A 17,887-nucleotide genomic window follows, 5' to 3' on the forward strand; every position below is an offset into this window, starting at 1 on the left:
CTTCGATATCCTTGCGAGACTGGTTACTGGCAAGCCTTTACGTTGCTGCCGTGGCGGCGACGACCGCGGCCGATGACCGGCTATCGGTGCTCTTCTTGGGCGACCAGGGGCACCATCGCCCGGCCGCGATGCACGAGTTGGCCGCGCAGGCGCTCGGCAAAGAGGCAATCGACCTCACGTATACCGGCGACGTCGCGACATTGACGGCCGAAAGGTTGGCCAAGTACGACGCGCTTTTGATCTTTCGCGACAGTGGCGATCTGCCGGCTGAAAACGAGGCAGCGCTATTATCTTTCGTAGAAGCTGGCAAAGGACTGGTCGCCGTACACTGCGCGTCGCATTGCTTTCGCAACAGCACGAAATACACGGCGCTGGTCGGTGGGCGTTTTTCGCATCACGACTCGGGCACATTCCGCGCGAAGATCGTCGACGCCCAGCATCCGGCCCTGCGCGGCGTTGAAAGTTTCGAAAGCTGGGACGAAACCTACGTCCACAACGAATTGACCGATGATCGCCGCCTGCTGATGGTGCGCGAGCAGGAGGGCGGCTACGAGCCCTACACCTGGGCGCGCGAGCAAGGTCAGGGACGCGTTTATTACACGGCGCTCGGTCATGACGAGCGCACCTGGCGCAACCCAGCGTTTGCCAAACTGCTGGCAGCGGCGCTGCGCTGGACCGCGGGCCGCGTGAAAGACGACCTTCCTCCGGTGGAATACGTCGACGCGGGCGACGGACTGCCAAACTACATCGCCGGCAAGAAATGGGGGACCGAAGGAGACCGTCTCAAACGGATGCCGAGGCCGCTGGCCCCCTCCGAATCGCTGCGGCAGATGCACACGCCCGAGGGTTTCGACGTCGAGCTGTTCGCGGCCGAACCGGACATCGCCAAACCGATCGCCATGTCGTTCGACGAGCGTGGTCGGTTGTGGGTGATCGAGAGCGTCGATTACCCGAACACTCTGCGGGACGATCCGCACGAGAACGGCGAAGATCGGATCAAAATCTGCGAAGACACCGACGGTGACGGTCGGGCTGACAAGTTCACAATCTTCGCCGATCGGCTGAATGTTCCGACGAGCGTGCTGCCCGTGCGCAACGGAGCGATCGTGGCCGTGGCGCCGCACCTGGCCTATCTCGAGGACACCGACCAGGACGGAAAAGCCGACCGGCGCACCATTCTCTTCACGGGCTTCGGCCGCCGCGACACGCATGCCGTGACGTCGAACTTGCACTATGGGCTGGACAACTGGATCTACGCGGCGGTCGGCTATAGCGGCGGAACGGTAAAAACGGGCGACATCGCGCACAGCTTCAAGCAGGGCATCTATCGCTTCCGCCCTGACGGCAGCGCCTTCGAGGTCCTTACTTCGACCAGCAACAACACCTGGGGCTTGGGCTTGTCGGAAAGCGGCGAAATCTTTGCATCGACCGCGAACAACGAGCATTCCGTGTTTCTCGCCATACCGAACCGGTATTTCGAGATGGTGCGCGGCTGGCACGGAGCCGGTAGCGCCGGAATCGAAGATCACAAGCATTACGATCCGATCGCGGCCGACGTGCGACAGATGGATTGGCACGGCGCTTTCACGGCAGCGACCGGGCACGAGCTGTACACGGCGCGAGCTTTCCCACGCGAGTACTGGAATCGTGCGGCGCTCGTTTGCGAGCCGACCGGGCACCTGGTGCATCTCGATTGGCTCGTCCCGCGAGGAAGCAGCTACGTCGCTCGCGATGGCTATAACCTGCTGGCGAGCACCGACCCGTGGAGCGCGCCCATCGCCGCGCAAGTCGGTCCGGACGGGGCCGTATGGGCGTTGGATTGGTACAACTACGTGGTCCAGCACAATCCGACGCCGCAAGGTTTTGAAACCGGTCCTGGCAACGCTTACGAGACGCCGCTACGCGATCGAACGCATGGCCGGGTCTATCGCGTTGTGGCGCGCGACGCTAGCGCTAGCGCGGCGCCGCATCTGGATCGCAATGATCCAACTCAACTCGTGGCCGCGCTGGGGCACGACAACTTGTTCTGGCGTTTGCAAGCGCAACGATTGCTGGTCGAGCGTGGCCTGGCCGACGTCGTGCCGCAACTGGTGAACCTGGTCGGCGCCGCCGAACAAGCGCCGGCAGTTCTACACGCCCTGTGGACGCTAGCCGGATTGCGCGACGGCGGCGCCATCGCCCGGGAGCCGGATCCGTTCTCGCAGCTAGGGCTGATCGCTTTGAAGAGCGCGGATTCTGCAGTCCGCCGTGCGGCCTTGAAGTTGTTGCCGCGCACCGGCGACTCGGGGGCTGCCATCCTCGCCGCCGGCTGCCTGAGGGATGCCAGTCCCGGAGTGCGGCTCGACGCTCTCTTGGCACTGAGCGAGATGCCGGCCTCGGCCGCGACGGCGGGCGCACTCGTCGAATTCCTGTCGTCGCCTGACGTAGCTCAGGATCGCTGGCTGCCGCTGGCGGCAACCTGCGCCGCGGCGCGTAACGACGCACCGTTTCTCGACGCGATTGCAACGTTTAACGGAGCGCCGCCGGCGCCCTTGCTAACCGCCGCGCGCGTCGTCGCTGAACACTTTGCGCGTGGCAAGCCGGGAGATGCCGTCGCGCCGCTCCTGGCTCGTTTGCCGGAGGCCGACGTCGCGATCAGTACGGCGCTGATTGGCGGCCTGGCGGCCGGATGGCCCGAGGGCGCACCGCCGACGATCGGCAAGCCGCTGGAAGAAGCGCTGGCGGCCACGTTGCGCGCGCTCCCTGGCTCGGCCGGTTTGCCCGTCATCACGCTTGCGAATCGCTGGGGCGCTGGCGACAGTCTCGCTGCCGTGGCGGACGAAATGAAAACGGCTCTGTTGCGCGAAGCGGCCGATGCTGCGCTCGCTGACGAAGCGCGCCGGCAAGCCGTGGTCGGGCTGCTGGCTCTCGATCCGGCGGCCAAGAACGCCGCGCAGATCATCGCCCTCATCACGCCACGCACGAGCCCTGAGCTGGCGGCAGACCTTCTCGACGCTCTTGGGCAATCGACCGCGGCCGAGGTAGGGGCCACGATCACGGCCGGCTGGTCGCAATACACGCCTGCCACGCAAGCCAAGGCGGCGGCCGTTTTGCTGCGCCGGTCCGAGTGGACCAAGGCGCTACTCGACGGCATCGAGAATGAATCGGTCGCGCTTGCCAACTTGTCGGTCGAAACCGAGCAGCGCTTGGCGCAACACCCTGACAGCAATTTGCGCGAGCGAGCGGCGAAACTGCTCGCGGGCCGTGGGCGGCTCGCAGATCCCGACCGGCAGAAAGTCTTTGACGCGTTGCGCCCGCTCGCCGATCGCCGCGGCGATGCCGTGGCCGGCAAAGTCGTGTTCGAAAAGAATTGTGCGAAGTGTCATCGTCACAGCGGCGAAGGCGGAAACGTCGGCCCCGACCTGACCGGCATGGCGGCCCGCAAGCGTGCCGATATCTTGTCCGATGTGTTGGATCCGAATCGGTCGGTAGAAGGGAACTTTCAGCAATACACGGTGACCACGACCGACGGGCGAATTCTCTCGGGCCTGTTGGCCGCCGAGACGCGCACCACGATCGAACTGGTCGATGCCGAGGCCCGCAAGCAAATCATCTTGCGCGAGGACATCGACGAGCTCGCCGGCTCGAAGCGATCGCTCATGCCCGAGGGTTTCGAGAAGCTGCCGGCGGATGAGCTCGTCAATCTGTTGGAGTTCCTGGCCGCGCGCGGGCGTTATTTTCCGCTGCCGCTCGACAAAGCGGCGACGGCCGTCAGCACGATCGGCATGTTCTACGACCACGCGGCGACGGCCGAGCGATTGATTTTTGCCGATTGGAAACCGCGCACGTTGTGTGGCGTGCCGTTTTATCCGATTGACCCTCGGGATGACCGGGTGCCAAACGTCGTGCTGCTGTACGGCCCGCAGGGCGCGTTTCCTCCGCAGATGCCGAAGTCGGTCAGCGTGCCGTGCAACGCCACGGTGAAGGCGATTCATTTATTGAGCGGCGTAAGCGGGTGGGGGTATCCGCTGGGGATGAAAGGATCGCTGACGATGACGGTGCGGCTGGTGTACGCCGATGGAGAGAGTGAGGATCATCCTCTTTTGAACGGCGAGCACTTTGCCGATTACATTCGCCGCGTGGATGTGCCCGGCTCGAAATTCGCGGCCCACCTGCGCGATCAACAGATTCGCGTCATCACGATCGAGCCGGCTCGGCACAGCGCAATCGATCATGTGGAACTGATCAAGGGGGACGACGCCACAGCGCCCGTCGTCATGGCCATGACAGCCGAAGCCGGAGAATGATCTCAAACGCCGCCAAGCGACTCGTGCCGCGCATCAGCCAGCCGCTTGGATCGGTGGCGCCGGGCACTTGAGTCGGAACAGGCCGAAAATCTCTTCCTGCGACATGCCGAGCCGCGGCGTGGCGGCGTCAGAGAAAATGGTATCGAACAGCTCGCGCTTGTCGCGCAACACCTGATCGATGCGTTCTTCGATCGTGCTGGCGGTGAGAAAGCGCGTTACGATCACCGGCCCGGCCGCGCCGATGCGATGCGCACGATTGATGGCCTGGTCCTCGACGGCCGGATTCCACCAGCGATCGAAGAGAAAGACATAACCGGCGAACTGTAGATTCAGCCCCACCCCCCCTGCCCCGTAGCTCATCAGCAGCACGTGGCGGCGGCGGTTCTCGCGAAACTCTGCGAGAATATCGTCGCGCTGCGCCGCCGGGATTCCACCGTGATACTCCAGCGGCTTGAAGCGCCCGAGCCGGTCCTTCAGAGTCTTGAGCGTGTCGACCCACTGGCTGAAGACGAGCGCCTTTTGTCCGCTGGCGGCAACCTCGGACAGATCGGCGGAAAGCCGTTCGAGTTTCGCGCTGGCGCCGGTGGCGCGATCGAAATTGCAGATCTGTTTCAGCCGTAGCACCAGCTCGAAAACATGGTGAATCGTGGCGGCGTCCCCCATCTCGGTCAGACGCAAGACCCCTTCCTCTTCGGCCAAACGGTACGACTCGCGCTGCTCGGGCGTCAGTTGCAGTTGCGGATCGCGGAACAGCTTCGGAGGCATGTCCGTCAGGACTTCCTCCTTGGTGCGCCGCAGGATGTAATCGCCGGCCAGGCGGCCCATGCGCCGCGGCTTCATCCCAGGGTTCAAATGGCCCGGGCGAAGAAAATCGAAGATGCCGACTAAGTCCTCAGGGCTGTTCTCGACCGGCGTGCCGGTGAGCGCCCAACTGCGCGAGCGCGACACGGCACGAATGATTTGCGCCGTGGTGCCCGAGCGGTTCTTGATTCGCTGCGACTCATCGAGCACGACCAGGTCGAAGTGCAAGGCCGGATCGTTCACGATGTCGCCATCGCGCCGCAGAATCTCGTAGTTGGCCACGACCACCGGCGCGTCCGTCTGTTGCCACTGCCAGCGCCGCTTGGCGCGGTCGCCTTCGATCACGAGCACCGGTAGCTCGGGAGCCCAGAAGCTGAACTCGCGCTGCCAGTTGGTCACCAGCGGCTTGGGACAAACGAAGAGCACGTGCCGCACTTCGCGGGTATGGACCAGCAATCGCACGGCCGTGATGGCCTGCATCGTTTTTCCCAGGCCCATTTCGTCAGCCAAGAGAGCCGCCTGACGAGGATAGAGGAAAGCCACGCCCTGCATCTGAAACGGAAACGGCTGCGCGGGAAACTCGAGGCTCGATCGATTCAAGAGCAGCTCCAGCGGCGGCTCCAGGAGCATCGAGAGCCGATCGCTCAATCCCACAACGTCCTCGGGCGGAGCGACGCGCGTGTAGCGGCGCGACGCGCCGCGGGTGCTGCTCTCCCGCTCGCAGATCGAGGCGGCCGCCGAGGTTTCCGGCGTGGCGAGCGGTTTTTCGTCCGCGCGCGGCGTGAAGTAGTAACTCCGCACGGCGATGCGCGAGGCTCGAAAATCGCTGGATGTAACGACGATCGGCGCCGCGCTGGCGCTGGCTGTGTCAGTCCCCAAAAGTGCGGCAAGAGGTTGAGGGCCGGCTACTGCTGCGCCGTCGATCGACTGCTCTGCCGGCGCCAGGACCAGCGAATGCACGATGGGCGCTGAACTGGCCGCGGCGTACCAGGAACTGGCGATGCCGGCGCTCATCGCCAACCTCGTTGCGATTCCTGGATGGCGGCGCGAATCCGCTCGAAGGGTTCCAAGAGATCGATCGTGGCGGCAAACTCGGGGAGTCGCTGCTCCAGGCTTTCGGCGGATAGGCGTGCAGGAAGCTTCGACACAGGCGCTGGAACAAGAACATTGTCGCCGCAGCGAACGGGAGCCGACGGTTCTGACGAGATAGCAGTCGACGTGGGAACCGTGCGATCGTCGGTGTGAAGCGCCCTCGCCCTGCCCTCTCCCGGAGGGAGAGCGTTTTTGTTGGGAATGCTAAGCTTCTCGCCCTCAACGCCAGCCGGGCGCGGTATCACCCACCACAGTGGCGCCAGGATATGATCGGCCGCAGCCAGCGCCGGTTGGCAGTCGGTAAATACCGCGAGGGGCGAAAGCCGAGAAGCTTTGATCAATGTCGCGCCGATTTGTTCGCCGTACAGATACGGCTCGAGCGTCGCCCCGTAGAGAACTTCTTGTGCGCGGTTTGCGCGAACCGGCGCGGTGCAATGAAACTCGAGCGGTCGGGCGTGCGCGTTGAGCAGCAGGTAGCCACCGATCAACCCCTGCGAAGGCAGCTCGATGACGGAGAGGAAGCCGAGCGCCGCCGGAGACGCGTCAGTCGTTTCGATCTTCATGGATGGAACGTCAGGCGCGTGCTGCGTGGGAAGCTGTCCGGGGCGACTGCCCCTCGTGTGGCAGGATGGAGGCGTTATTGAGTCCTATCGAACCGACCTTCCTCGGACTTGATCGCCGGCACCGCCAGGAGCGCAAACCGCTCTAAGCCGAGTTGTGCAAATGAACACCGACTGCATTACCAGCATCCGGAATCTCGGGGGGAGTGACCGGCTTGGACCACGTTCATTAAGTCCAAGCGGCGCGGGGCTTAGGCGCGAAATGCTCGACTTTATCCCCCCGAACTGCTTATACTGGACGCAGTTCCACCTGCCCCCGGGAAAGGTATTTTTGATGCAAGACCGCCAGCCCACGCCCCCGCTGTTTACCCAGGTCGAGATTTCCGCCGGCACACTGAGCAGTGCCCCGATTCAGGACCGCTCGGATAGCGAGCAAGTGCGCCTGTTACGGGACCTGGTGGCCGCGCAGGACCGCCAGAACGAGCTTCTGGAAGAGTTGGTCGGTCAGGTGACCACGGCCGTGAATCAGTTCAGCGCATCGCAGCGGCAGCGCACGCAGGAACTAACGCAGTGGAAAGACGCCAACCCGACACTGGCCCGGGATTGCCGAACGGCGGCCGAGGCGTTGTGCCGGGTACAGACCGAGTTCCTCAACACTCTCACGACGGAAGTGAACGAGAATGCCGAGGCTCTGGCCGACGGCGAGTTCATGCTCACTGAGTTCGTGGACCGTTTCGGGCCGCGTTTGGCCCATCTGAACGGCGTCTTGCAAGTGCTGGCGCAATTGGGGAGCGCAGGCACTGCGCAATCAGGGCAAGCAGGCTCGTAAGCGACGATTCGTTCAAGTAGCGCCAAACGTCGACCCACTTCGCGCACGCGCGATGCCGCGGCTACTTTGCGCGCCGCGGATGCGGCAGGTATGATTCACCGCGGCGTGTAACACTTCGCCCGCGGCCTGTGTCCGGAGCGCGCGCTTGCTCGTCGATCTAATTAATGTGACGACCGAAGACGGCCTGCGGCTCGACGGCGCGCTGCGCGCCCCCGCCGCCGAGGCCCGTCCGTCGCTGGGGGCCGACGCGGTGCTCTGCCTGCACGGGACGGGGAGCAACTTCTACGCCTCGAACATGATGGCCAGCCTGACGGCGGCCTTGGTCGCCAACGGCGCGGCGGCGCTCGCCGCCAACACACGCGGGCACGACGGCATTAGCTCGACCAACGCGCCCGTTGGGCGACGGCTGCAAGGCGCCGCGTACGAGATCATCGACGCATGCTGCCACGACGTAACGGCCTGGCTCGCGCTACTGGGCGAGCGCGGCTATCGGCGCCTGGGCATCCTGGGACACAGCCTGGGCGCCGTGAAAGCGATCTACGCACAGGTGCATCGCGCACATCCGGATGTCGCCTGGGTCGTCGCGATCTCACCGCCGCGCTTGTCGTACTCGGGCTTCCTCGATGACTCGCGCGCGGAAGAGTTCTTGCGCGACTATGGCCGCGCGCACGACCTGGTGCGGCAAGGGCGCTCGCGGGAGTTGATCGAAATCCTGTTTCCGTTGGCGTATGCGATTTCGGCCGAAGGCTTTCTCGACAAGTACGGTCCCGAGGAACGCTACGACGTGCTGAAGCTGATTCCGCGCGTCGCTTGCCCCTTGGTCATCACCTATGGCACGGCGGAACTGCCCACGAGCGCGGCCTTTCGCGGCATGCCCGAGGCGATTGCCGAACTACCCGGCGGCGAACGTCGGCAACTTTTTCTAGTCGGCGGGGCTGATCACTTTTATGCAGGGATGTACTCCGAGCTGTGGGCCAGGATCGCGTTGGGCCTTGGCCGGTTGCCACGCGTTTGAGCTCCTGCGCCATCCAAGTTCGGGCTGTCGCGTTCGGCGTTTTCGGCCAGGTTTCCCCCATCGGTAGGACTCCTCCTCTGCTGGCCAGCCGGCAGCCGAGCAGTTACAACTAAGGGGTTGATCGATCGGAGGTTTGAGCCAGCCGGCAGGCTGTGTTCGCTTCCCCTGCCTTGCCCCGCCTGAATCCCGCGCCTTTCATTGTTCCCGCTGGAGTCGAGAATGAGCGTTACCGAATCGGCCAAGAGCACCGCTTCGCCGGCCGCCGTCAAAGCGGCTCGCGACAAGCTCGATGCCCACACGCACGAAATCGTGCAATGGCATTTTCATGAATCAACGGGCTGTCCTTTCTGGCTGGAATATGCCAAGAGTCTGAAGTTCGATCCGCTCACGGAGATCAAGGGATTCGGCGACCTGGCGAAGTTCGAGCCGTTTCAAGACGAATGGCTGCGCGGCGGCCCTGTGCGGCGGTGGGTGCCGAAGGCATTTGCCGACAAGCCGATTTACGTGTTCGAAACCGGCGGCACGACGGGCATTCCCAAAAGCCGCATCGCGATCGACGACTTCCGCACGGACTACTCGCTCTTCAGCGACACGCTGCCGGACGAATATTTCCCCAAGGGATCGAACTGGTTGATGCTGGGCCCGTCGGGCCCGCGCCGCTTGCGTCTCGCGGTCGAGCACCTGGCCCAGCACCGCGGCGGCATTTCCTTTTGCATCGACCTCGATCCGCGCTGGGTGATCAAGCTGATCAAGAAGGGGTGGATGGAACATCTCGAGGCCTACAAGGAACATTGCATCGACCAGGCGATCACGATCCTGGGCGCGGGGCACGACATCCGCTGCATGTTCACGACGCCCAAGCTGCTCGAAGCCCTGGCCATAGCACTCGAAAAACGTGGCTCGAGCATTCGCAAGGCGGGCATCACGGGCATCTTTTCCGGCGGCACGGAATTCACGCCGCAATGGACGCGTTTCGCCACCGAAGAATTCCTCGACGGCGTCTACATGACCCCCACCTACGGCAACACGCTGATGGGCCTGGCCTGCTCGAAGCCGGTCACGGCCGCCGAAGGCTACAAAATCAGCTACTACGCCCCGCAGCCGCGGGCCGTGGCCGAAGTGGTCGATTTCAAGGATTCGAACCGGGTCGTCGGTTACGGCGAGACCGGGCGCGTCAAGCTGACGACGCTGACCAAGGAGTTCTTCGTTCCGGGCTTTCTCGAACGCGACGAAGGCGAGCGCGAGCCCCCCTACGAGAAATACCCGTGGGACGGTATCAGCGGCGTTCGCCCTTTCCACGAGTTGGCCGAAGCGACGACGGTGGGCGTGTATTGACCGCCGGCGGGCCGCTGCAATGATTCGTCTGCCCACGACAGACGCGACGCACACGACAACGATTTCGCCGGAGACTCATTTGATCTTCGGCCAAAAATGCCACGCCCAGGGAGATTTGTGACGTGTTGAACCTGCCCATCCTGCGTTGGGGAAAGCCCTACGATTCGCTCGAGGTCGACCAGGTCCTGCACTTCGTTACCGGCGAGCCGATCGCCAAGGTTAGCCAGGCCAACGGCGGCTTGTTGCAACGCGACATGCGTTTCGCCCAGCGGGCACGGGACGTGCTACGCGAGTTGTCTCCGGAGGATTTGATCTCTCGCGTCAAGAAGGCGGCCGACCTGTATCTCAACGGCACGCTGCCGATGGGTGACGGGCAGCAAAGCCCCCAGGAATTTGCCCGCCAGCAAAGCGCCTCGACCGGGTTGCCCGAGCACATGTGCACTGGCAACATGCAGAAGAACTATTTCGTGCTGACGAATATGGATCGCATGCTCGACGCGTTGACGCGCGGGCTTGATTTGTCGATCCTGTCGCGCGGCTACGGCGTCGAAGGGCGCGGCGTGGTCGTCAGCTATCAGGCGCAAGCGCCGGCCGTGGGCCTGGTATTGCCATCGAATTCACCGGGCGTACATACGCTGTGGATGCCGGTGATCCCGATGCAAGTCGGTCTGGTCCTCAAGCCGGGTCCGCAAGAGCCCTGGACGCCTTACCGCATGGCAGCGGCGTTCGCCGAGGCGGGCATCCCGCGCGAAGCGATTTCGATCTATCCCGGTGGCGGCGACGTCGGCGCCGCGGTGCTGGCGAATTGCGATCGCAGCATGATCTTCGGCGGCACGGCGACCGTCGAACGCTACAAGGGGGACCCGCGCGTGCAGGCGCACGGACCGGGCTTCAGCAAGATTCTGCTGGGCGACGACGTGGTCGATGACTGGGAAAAGTATCTCGACATCATGGCCGACAGCGTGTACCTCAACAGCGGTCGCGGCTGCATCAACTGCTCGGGCATCTGGGCCTCGCGACATACCGAGAAGATCGCGGCCGCGCTCGCCGAGCGCCTCGGCCCGATCGCTCCCTTGCCGCCCGAGGATCCGAAATCGGGCCTGGCGGCCTTCACCGTGGCGGGCGTCGCTCCGGCCGTGTGGAAGGCGATCGAAGCCGACCTGCGCGAGTCGGGCGTGAAGCACTCGACCGAGAAGTTCGGCCCCCGGCTGGTCGAGCAGGAACGCTGCGCATACTTGCGGCCGACCGTCGTCGAATGCGATTCGCCGGAACGGGCCATCGCCAAGAAAGAATACATGTTCCCCTTCACGACGGTCGTGAAATGCCCACAGGAAAAGATGCTCGAATCGATCGGGCCGACGCTGGTGTGCAGTGCCATCACCGAGGACGCGAAATTCCAGCGACAATTGACCGACGCGGTTCACATCGACCGTTTGAACATCGGACCGATCCCCACCATCAAGCTGGATTGGCTGCAGCCGCACGAAGGGAACATCGTGGAATTCCTGTTCCGCGCGCGGGCCTACCAGCTCGTCCCCGAAGCGGTGAAGCGCGTCGAAAAAGAGATGGCCGCCGCCCACGCCTAGGTTAATGCAGAATGCAAAATGATGAATGATGCGCAATAGCCGCGTTGCCCGAGGGCGCGTGCTTCTGCCGCTTATTGTTCATCAACATCGTTCAGCGCTTGTGCCTGCATGGACTCTTTTGATTTTCAACCACGAACGCGCATCGTCTTCGGCGCCGGGCGGCTCGCCTCGTTGGGCGAATTGGCCAGCGAACTGGGGGCACGGCGGGCGCTCGTCGTAAGCGATGCGGGCATCGTGGCGGCCGGCCATACGGCGCGGGGCATCGCGGCTCTCGAAGCGGCCGGCATCGAAACGCACTTATTTAGCGACGTCGGCGAGAATCCCACCACCGATCACGTCGAGGCCGGCCTGGCGGTCGCCAAGCGCTATGAGCCGGAGTTGCTCGTCGGCCTCGGTGGTGGCAGCTCGATGGATTGCGCCAAAGGGATCAACTTCGTCTACTCCGGCGGCGGCCGCATGCAGGACTACTGGGGCACCGGCAAGATGACGCGCCCCATGCTTCCCATGATCGCCGTCCCCACAACGGCCGGCACCGGGAGCGAGACGCAATCCTTCGCCCTCATCTCCGACGCCAAGACGCACACCAAAATGGCGTGCGGCGACAAGAAAGCGACCTGTCGCGTGGCGCTTTTGGACCCCGAGCTGACCGTGACTCAGCCGCGGCGCGTGACGGCACTGACCGGCATTGACGCGATCGCGCATGCTCTCGAAACATACGTGACGAAACGACGCAACCCGGTCTCGACCGCTTTTAGCCGAGAGGCGTGGCGTTTGCTATCGGCGAACTTCACGCGGGTGCTCGACCTGCCGGATGATTTGGAAGCGCGTGGCGGCATGCAACTGGGTGCGTGCTTCGCGGGGTTGGCGATCGAAAACTCGATGCTGGGCGCCACGCATGCGCTGGCGAATCCCTTGACCGCTCGGTACCAGGTACCGCACGGCCAGGCGATCGCGCTCATGCTACCGCATGTTGTGCGGTTCAACGCCGTAGAAGTCAGTCGCTGGTACCGCGAGCTGGTCGAGTCGGTGCCTGTCAATGGTAAGCCGCGCCCGGCCGCGATCGCCGAGGATCTGGCAGAGACGATTTCCGAATTCGTCGCGAAGGCCGGGCTGGCGCAACGGCTGGCGGATTGCGGCGTCGAGCGCGAGCGCTTGAGCGAACTGGCAACGGCGGCCACGCGCGAATGGACCGGCGGTTTTAATCCCCGCACCGTGACCGAAAGCGACTTGCTGGAGCTGTACCGGGCCGCTTATTGAGTCGGAAGGAAACAAGGCGAATCGATGGCTAGTCGCACGACATTGCTCGGGCTGGGTTTGATGCTCGTCGTCGGTTGCACCCCGGCCACGCAAGCACCGAAGCCGGAACCGGCGTCAGCGACATCCACTTCCGATGTCAAAGCCGGGGGACCCTCCGCCACCGCCGGGCCACAAGCGGCTGCAGAGGATACCGGCGAGTGGCCCGTCTTCCGCGGCAACGCGCTGTCCGACGGTGTCGCCCAAAGCAGCCTGAGCGAGAACCCGATGCTCGTATGGAAGAAGTCGTTCAAGGAAGGGATGTTCGAATCGACGCCCGTGATTGTCGACGGCGTCATCTATGTCGGTGGTCTCAACGGCTACTTCTACGCGCTCGACCTGGCCACGGGTGACGAGAAATGGAGTTATCACTCCGAGCTGGGATTTCGCGCACCGGCGGCCGTGCGCGATGGGTTGGTCTTCGTGGGCGACACCGAAGGGCTGTTCGTCTGCCTCGACGCGGCAACCGGCGAAAAGAAATGGAGCCTGTCGACCGATGCCGAAATCAACGCCGGCGCGAACTTCTACAAAGACAACGTGCTGATCGGTTCGCAGAATGGCTCTCTCTATGCGCTCAATGCCAAGACGGGCGAGCAGGCCTGGAAATACTCGATCGACAACATGATCCAGTGTTCGCCGACGATCGTCGAGGATCGCATCTTCCTGGCGGGTTGCGACAGCATTCTGCACATCATCAACGTCGAGACGGGCGAGCGCGTGGCGCAAGTCGATATTCAAGACCCGACCGGCGTCACGCCGGCCGCCAGCGGGGACATGATCTATTTCGCCACCCAAGGCGCGCGGGTGTTTTGCGTCAACTGGCGCGAAGCCAAAGTGGTGTGGGTCTACGAGCACCCGAAAAAGAAATCACCCTACCAGTCGTCACCGGCAATTGCCCAAGGGGTCGTAGCCATTGGCGGCCGCGACCGGATGATTCATGGGCTGAAAGCCGCCGATGGCGAAGAACTGTGGACGTTTCCCACTCGCCGGAATGTCGACGCCTCCCCCGTCATTGTGAAAGACCGCGTTTACGTGGGCACAGGCGACGGGCGGATCTACGGGTTGAATCTGGCCAGCGGAGAGAAAGTATGGGAGTATGAAGCAGGCGGGGATTTTGTCGGCTCGCCAGCGGTGGCATCCGGGCGGATGGTGGTTGCCAACGGCGGCGGCGACGTGCTCTGCTTTGGCACGGCCGCGCCTTAAAACGTGAAAGGCCGTGAAAGATCGTCCCGAGCGTAGTGAGGATTATGTCTACCGAAACGGTCAAAACCGAAGTCGGCAGTTACTTCATCGCCAACTATCCGCCTTTTTCGCAGTGGACGACCGACGGGCTGGCCGACGTCCGGCGCGCACTCGAAAGCCCGCCGGCTGACGTGCCGCTGGGCTTGTACTTGCACATCCCGTTCTGCCGCAAGCGCTGCAAGTTCTGCTACTTCCGCGTCTACACGGACAAGAACGCCGAAGGTGTCGAGCGGTACGTGGCGGCGCTCGCGCGTGAGATCGAGCTCGTGAGCCGGCTGCCGGTCATGGGGGGGCGGCCGTTCCGCTTTGTTTATTTCGGCGGCGGCACCCCATCATTCCTAAGTGCTCGGCAGTTGACCTCGCTCGTGGACCGGTTGCGCGCGAACATCAATTGGGATCATGCCGAGGAAGTCACCTTCGAGTGCGAGCCGGGCACGCTGTCGCAGCCGAAGCTGGCCACGCTCAAGGAGCTGGGGGTCACGCGGCTCAGCCTGGGCATCGAGAATTTCAGCGACGCCGTGCTGGAAGAAAACGGCCGCGCCCACCTGTCGGGCGAGGTCTACAAAGCGTGGGACTGGATCACGGCCCTCGGCTTTCCGAACACGAACATTGATCTGATCGCCGGCATGGTCGGCGAGACCGAGGCCAACTGGCGAGACTGCGTCCGCCGCACCATCGACCTGGGGCCCGACAGCGTCACGATCTATCAGATGGAGTTGCCCTTCAACACCGTCTACTCGCAGGACATCCTGGGCAACAAGATCGAGACACCGGTGGCCGACTGGCCGACGAAACGCGCGTGGGTCGATTATGCGTTCGACGAGCTGTCGGCGGCCGGCTACTCGGTATCAAGCGCCTACACGATGGTGCGCGACACGTCGAAAGTGAATTTCAGCTATCGCGACAATCTGTGGCGCGGCAGCGATCTGCTCGCGACGGGCGTGGCCAGCTTTGGGCACGCTTCGGGCGTTCATTATCAGAACCTGCCTGACTGGGATGGCTACTTGAGCACGCTCGAACGGGGCGAGCTGCCGCTATCGCGAGGGCTAAAACCCAGCCGGCATCAGCTGCTGGTGCGCGAGTTGATCCTGCAGCTGAAGACGGGCAAGATCAACGCGGATTACTTCCGCAAGAAGTTCGGCGTCGACGTGCTGGCCGATTGGCGGCACGTCTGGCAGCATTATCAGGACGAAGGCTGGCTGTCCGTGGACGGCGATCGCGTGACTCTGTCGCGCGAGGGGCTACTGCGAGTCGACTCTTTGTTGCCGCCGTTTTTCGAGCCGGAACACCAAGGGGTCAGATACACGTAGACCTATTCAGGCGCAAGCGCGCCCCTGCACTCCCCTGCTCTGCAACCATCGCACGCCCACCAGAGCCCTGCCCCGAGTAACCCCCGCCGAGACGAAACTGTGTTGGAAACCGATGCTCCGCAACCGTTGACGCCGGATCTGGCGACGCTCGTCGCGCTGTTCTATGAGTCACCGCAGATCCTCGGAACCTTTGACGTTGTTCAGCCGGCCGAGATGCCGGCGCGCTACGCCAGCCTGCTCGCCCACGAAGCCCATATGACCGTGACGGTCGAGCGGTTTCACAAGAGTCCTGTAGACGTGGCGGTGCTGGATCGCCAGGTGACCGACTCGCATTACGCCCGCAAAATCCTGCTGTCGCGGCAAAGCGACGGCCGTGTCGTACAATATGGCATCATGCGGGTGAATTTCGCGTACCTCGAACCAGCCGTGCGCCGGCAGATCGAGGCCGAGGACACGCCGCTCGGACGCGTGCTGATCAATAACAACGTGCTGCGCAGCGTGCATCTGGCGAGCCTGTGGCGCGTGGCCGCGGGCGAGGAGTTGGCCCAGCTTTTCGACATGGCGCCGGGCGAGATCACCTACGGTCGCACAGCGCTGATTATGTGCAACGAGGAGCCGGCCGTAGAATTGTTGGAAATCGTCACGCCGCTCGACTAGCCCGACTTGCGAGCCAACGAGCGCGTGCGGGAACAACCGAGTCCATCGAGTGCGCTTTGGTACATCGCGCTATTCGCGGTATGAAAATCGTCTATCTAGCCGCCGGGGCGGGAGGCATGTATTGCGGCAGTTGCCTGCACGACAATACCCTGGCCGCGGCGCTGATGCGGCTGGGCGAAGATGTTTTGCTCGTGCCCACCTACACGCCCATCAGGACCGACGAGCCGGACGTCAGCCAGAAGCGCGTCATGTTCGGCGGCATCAGCGTGTACTTGCAGCAGAAATGGGCGCTGTTCCGGCGCACTCCTTGGTTGCTCGACAAGCTGTGGGACCGCCCGCGGTTGATTGATTGGCTTGCCAAGCGCAACATCAGCACCGCCGCTGAAGAACTGGGAGATATAACCGTCTCGATGTTGCGCGGCGAGGAGGGAAACCAGCGCAAAGAAGTCGAGAAGATCGTTTACTGGCTCGAACATGACGTGCGGCCCGACATCGTTCACCTCTCGAACTCGATGCTGGTCGGCATGGCCCGCGAGATTCGCCGCCGGTTGAACGTGCCGATCGTCTGCACGCTATCGGGCGAGGACATTTTTCTCGAAAAGCTATCGGCCCCCTGGTATCAAAAAGCGCGGGATGCGCTGCGCGAGCGCGTGCAGGACGTAACGGCCTTCGTCGCGCTCAACCGATACTATGCCGACTTCATGGTCGACTACGCGGGAATCGAGCGCGAGAAGATCCACATCATCCCACACGGATTGAATCTCACCGGACACGGCACACGGTCCCGCGCGGAAAATCAGCGCGAATTTCGTATCGGATACTTCGCGCGGATTTGCGAGGACAAGGGACTGCATCATTTGGTCGATGCGTTCGCACTCTTGGCGCAAGACGGCGATCTGCCGCCCGTTGTCCTGCGCGCGGCGGGCTATATGGGCCAGGCCGATCGGCCGTACCTGGAACGCTTGCAGGCCAGATTGCGGGCCGCCAACTTGCACGACCGCTTTGAATATGTTGGCGAGCTCGATCGCGCGGGCAAGATCGATTTTCTCTCGTCGCTGGACGTAATGAGCGTGCCCACGGTCTATCACGAGAGCAAGGGCCTGAGCATTCTCGAAGCCTGGGCCAACGCCGTGCCGGTCGTCCTGCCCGCGCATGGTACTTTCCCGGAGTTGATCGAGGACACAGGCGGCGGCATTCTGCACGAGCCCGAAAACCCGCGAGCCTTGGCCACGGCGCTGCGGCAGATGATCCTCGATCCGGCGGCGGCGGCGCGCCAGGGGCTTGCGGCGCAGCAGGCGATTCGCGATCGTTATACCGACGACGTGATGGCCCGCCGCACCCTGGATTTATACCGCAGCCTGGTGCGCACTTCCGTACCCGAAAGGGCAATGCTGACGTGAGCCGATCGACGAAACGCCCGCCCGCCGGACCGCTGACCTATCAAACTTCGCGGCGCGTCGAATTCCGCGATACCGACGCCGCGGGCATCATGCACTTCTCGGCCTTCTTCAATTACATGGAGCAGGTCGAGCACGAATTTCTGCGCCACCTAGGTCTGAGCGTCATCACGCACGACGAAGAGGGCACCATCAGTTGGCCGCGCGTCAGCGCCAGTTGCGACTATCGTGGCGCCGTGCAATTCGAGGACGTGCTGGACGTCGAAGTGCAGGTCGTGCGCCAGGGCGAGAAGAGTATGACCTACGGATTCGTCTTTTCTCACGACAAACGCCCCGTCGCCCAGGGCCAACTCACCACGGTCTGCTGCCGATTGGACGCCAAGGCGCCGCCGCGGTCGATTCCGATTCCGGATTGGATCCTGGCGAAGTTGGCCGGCGGCACGCGGCGCAAGCGCCGCGGCTAAATAGTCCATGCACGTGTACG

The 17,887-nt window shown here is 63.4% G+C and carries 13 protein-coding genes; 11 read left to right on the forward strand and 2 right to left on the reverse strand.

Annotated elements, in window-relative coordinates; translation table 11 throughout:
- The first annotated feature begins 11 nt into the window (after positions 1 to 11).
- Complete coding sequence (locus tag VHD36_06220; GenBank protein HVU86896.1) at positions 12 to 4,286, forward strand: PVC-type heme-binding CxxCH protein; 4,275 nt, start codon at positions 12 to 14, stop codon at positions 4,284 to 4,286.
- A gap of 33 nt (positions 4,287 to 4,319) precedes the next feature.
- Here VHD36_06220 and VHD36_06225 read toward each other — a convergent pair whose 3' ends face one another.
- Positions 4,320 to 6,101: a DEAD/DEAH box helicase gene (locus VHD36_06225; GenBank protein ID HVU86897.1), complete on the reverse strand. Its 1,782-nt coding sequence runs from the start codon at positions 6,099 to 6,101 to the stop codon at positions 4,320 to 4,322.
- Entirely contained in the window at positions 6,098 to 6,742 is a 645-nt protein-coding gene (locus tag VHD36_06230; GenBank protein HVU86898.1) for a hypothetical protein, read from the reverse strand. Before VHD36_06230 ends, VHD36_06225 begins: the two co-directional genes overlap by 4 nt.
- Positions 6,743 to 7,073: 331 nt before the next feature.
- Between VHD36_06230 and VHD36_06235 the strand changes: the two genes are divergently transcribed.
- The 10 genes from VHD36_06235 (at position 7,074) to VHD36_06280 (ending at position 17,867) form a co-directional block, all read left to right on the forward strand.
- A complete protein-coding gene (locus VHD36_06235) occupies positions 7,074 to 7,568 on the forward strand; it encodes a hypothetical protein (protein HVU86899.1) in 495 nt (164 codons plus the stop codon).
- A 145-nt stretch (positions 7,569 to 7,713) separates the two neighbouring features.
- Positions 7,714 to 8,583 (forward strand): hypothetical protein, encoded by an 870-nt coding sequence (locus VHD36_06240; protein HVU86900.1) that lies wholly within the window; start codon positions 7,714 to 7,716, stop codon positions 8,581 to 8,583.
- A 219-nt stretch (positions 8,584 to 8,802) separates the two neighbouring features.
- Positions 8,803 to 9,918, forward strand: a complete 1,116-nt coding sequence (locus tag VHD36_06245) for a hypothetical protein (GenBank protein HVU86901.1) — start codon at positions 8,803 to 8,805, stop codon at positions 9,916 to 9,918.
- Between the two features lie 122 nt (positions 9,919 to 10,040).
- Entirely contained in the window at positions 10,041 to 11,504 is a 1,464-nt protein-coding gene (locus VHD36_06250) for an aldehyde dehydrogenase family protein (protein HVU86902.1), read from the forward strand.
- A gap of 108 nt (positions 11,505 to 11,612) precedes the next feature.
- On the forward strand, positions 11,613 to 12,761 hold the full coding sequence (locus tag VHD36_06255; GenBank protein ID HVU86903.1) for an iron-containing alcohol dehydrogenase: 1,149 nt from the start codon (positions 11,613 to 11,615) through the stop codon (positions 12,759 to 12,761).
- Between the two features lie 24 nt (positions 12,762 to 12,785).
- Positions 12,786 to 14,000 carry a PQQ-binding-like beta-propeller repeat protein gene (locus VHD36_06260; protein ID HVU86904.1) on the forward strand — a complete coding sequence of 405 codons (1,215 nt, stop codon included), beginning with the start codon at positions 12,786 to 12,788 and terminating at the stop codon, positions 13,998 to 14,000.
- 44 nt (positions 14,001 to 14,044) lie between these two features.
- The gene (locus VHD36_06265) at positions 14,045 to 15,349 is read left to right on the forward strand and encodes a coproporphyrinogen-III oxidase family protein (GenBank protein ID HVU86905.1); all 1,305 of its coding nucleotides are present in this window, start codon (positions 14,045 to 14,047) and stop codon (positions 15,347 to 15,349) included.
- Positions 15,350 to 15,448: 99 nt separating this feature from the next.
- Positions 15,449 to 16,006, forward strand: a complete 558-nt coding sequence (locus VHD36_06270) for a hypothetical protein (GenBank protein ID HVU86906.1) — start codon at positions 15,449 to 15,451, stop codon at positions 16,004 to 16,006.
- Between the two features lie 80 nt (positions 16,007 to 16,086).
- Positions 16,087 to 17,406, forward strand: coding sequence for a glycosyltransferase family 4 protein (locus VHD36_06275; protein HVU86907.1), 1,320 nt, complete (start codon positions 16,087 to 16,089; stop codon positions 17,404 to 17,406).
- On the forward strand, positions 17,403 to 17,867 hold the full coding sequence (locus VHD36_06280; GenBank protein ID HVU86908.1) for a thioesterase family protein: 465 nt from the start codon (positions 17,403 to 17,405) through the stop codon (positions 17,865 to 17,867). Before VHD36_06275 ends, VHD36_06280 begins: the two co-directional genes overlap by 4 nt.
- The last annotated feature ends 20 nt before the right edge of the window (positions 17,868 to 17,887 follow it).

This window comes from Pirellulales bacterium (assembly GCA_035546535.1).
In the GTDB taxonomy this organism is placed as follows: Bacteria; Planctomycetota; Planctomycetia; order Pirellulales; family JACPPG01; genus JACPPG01.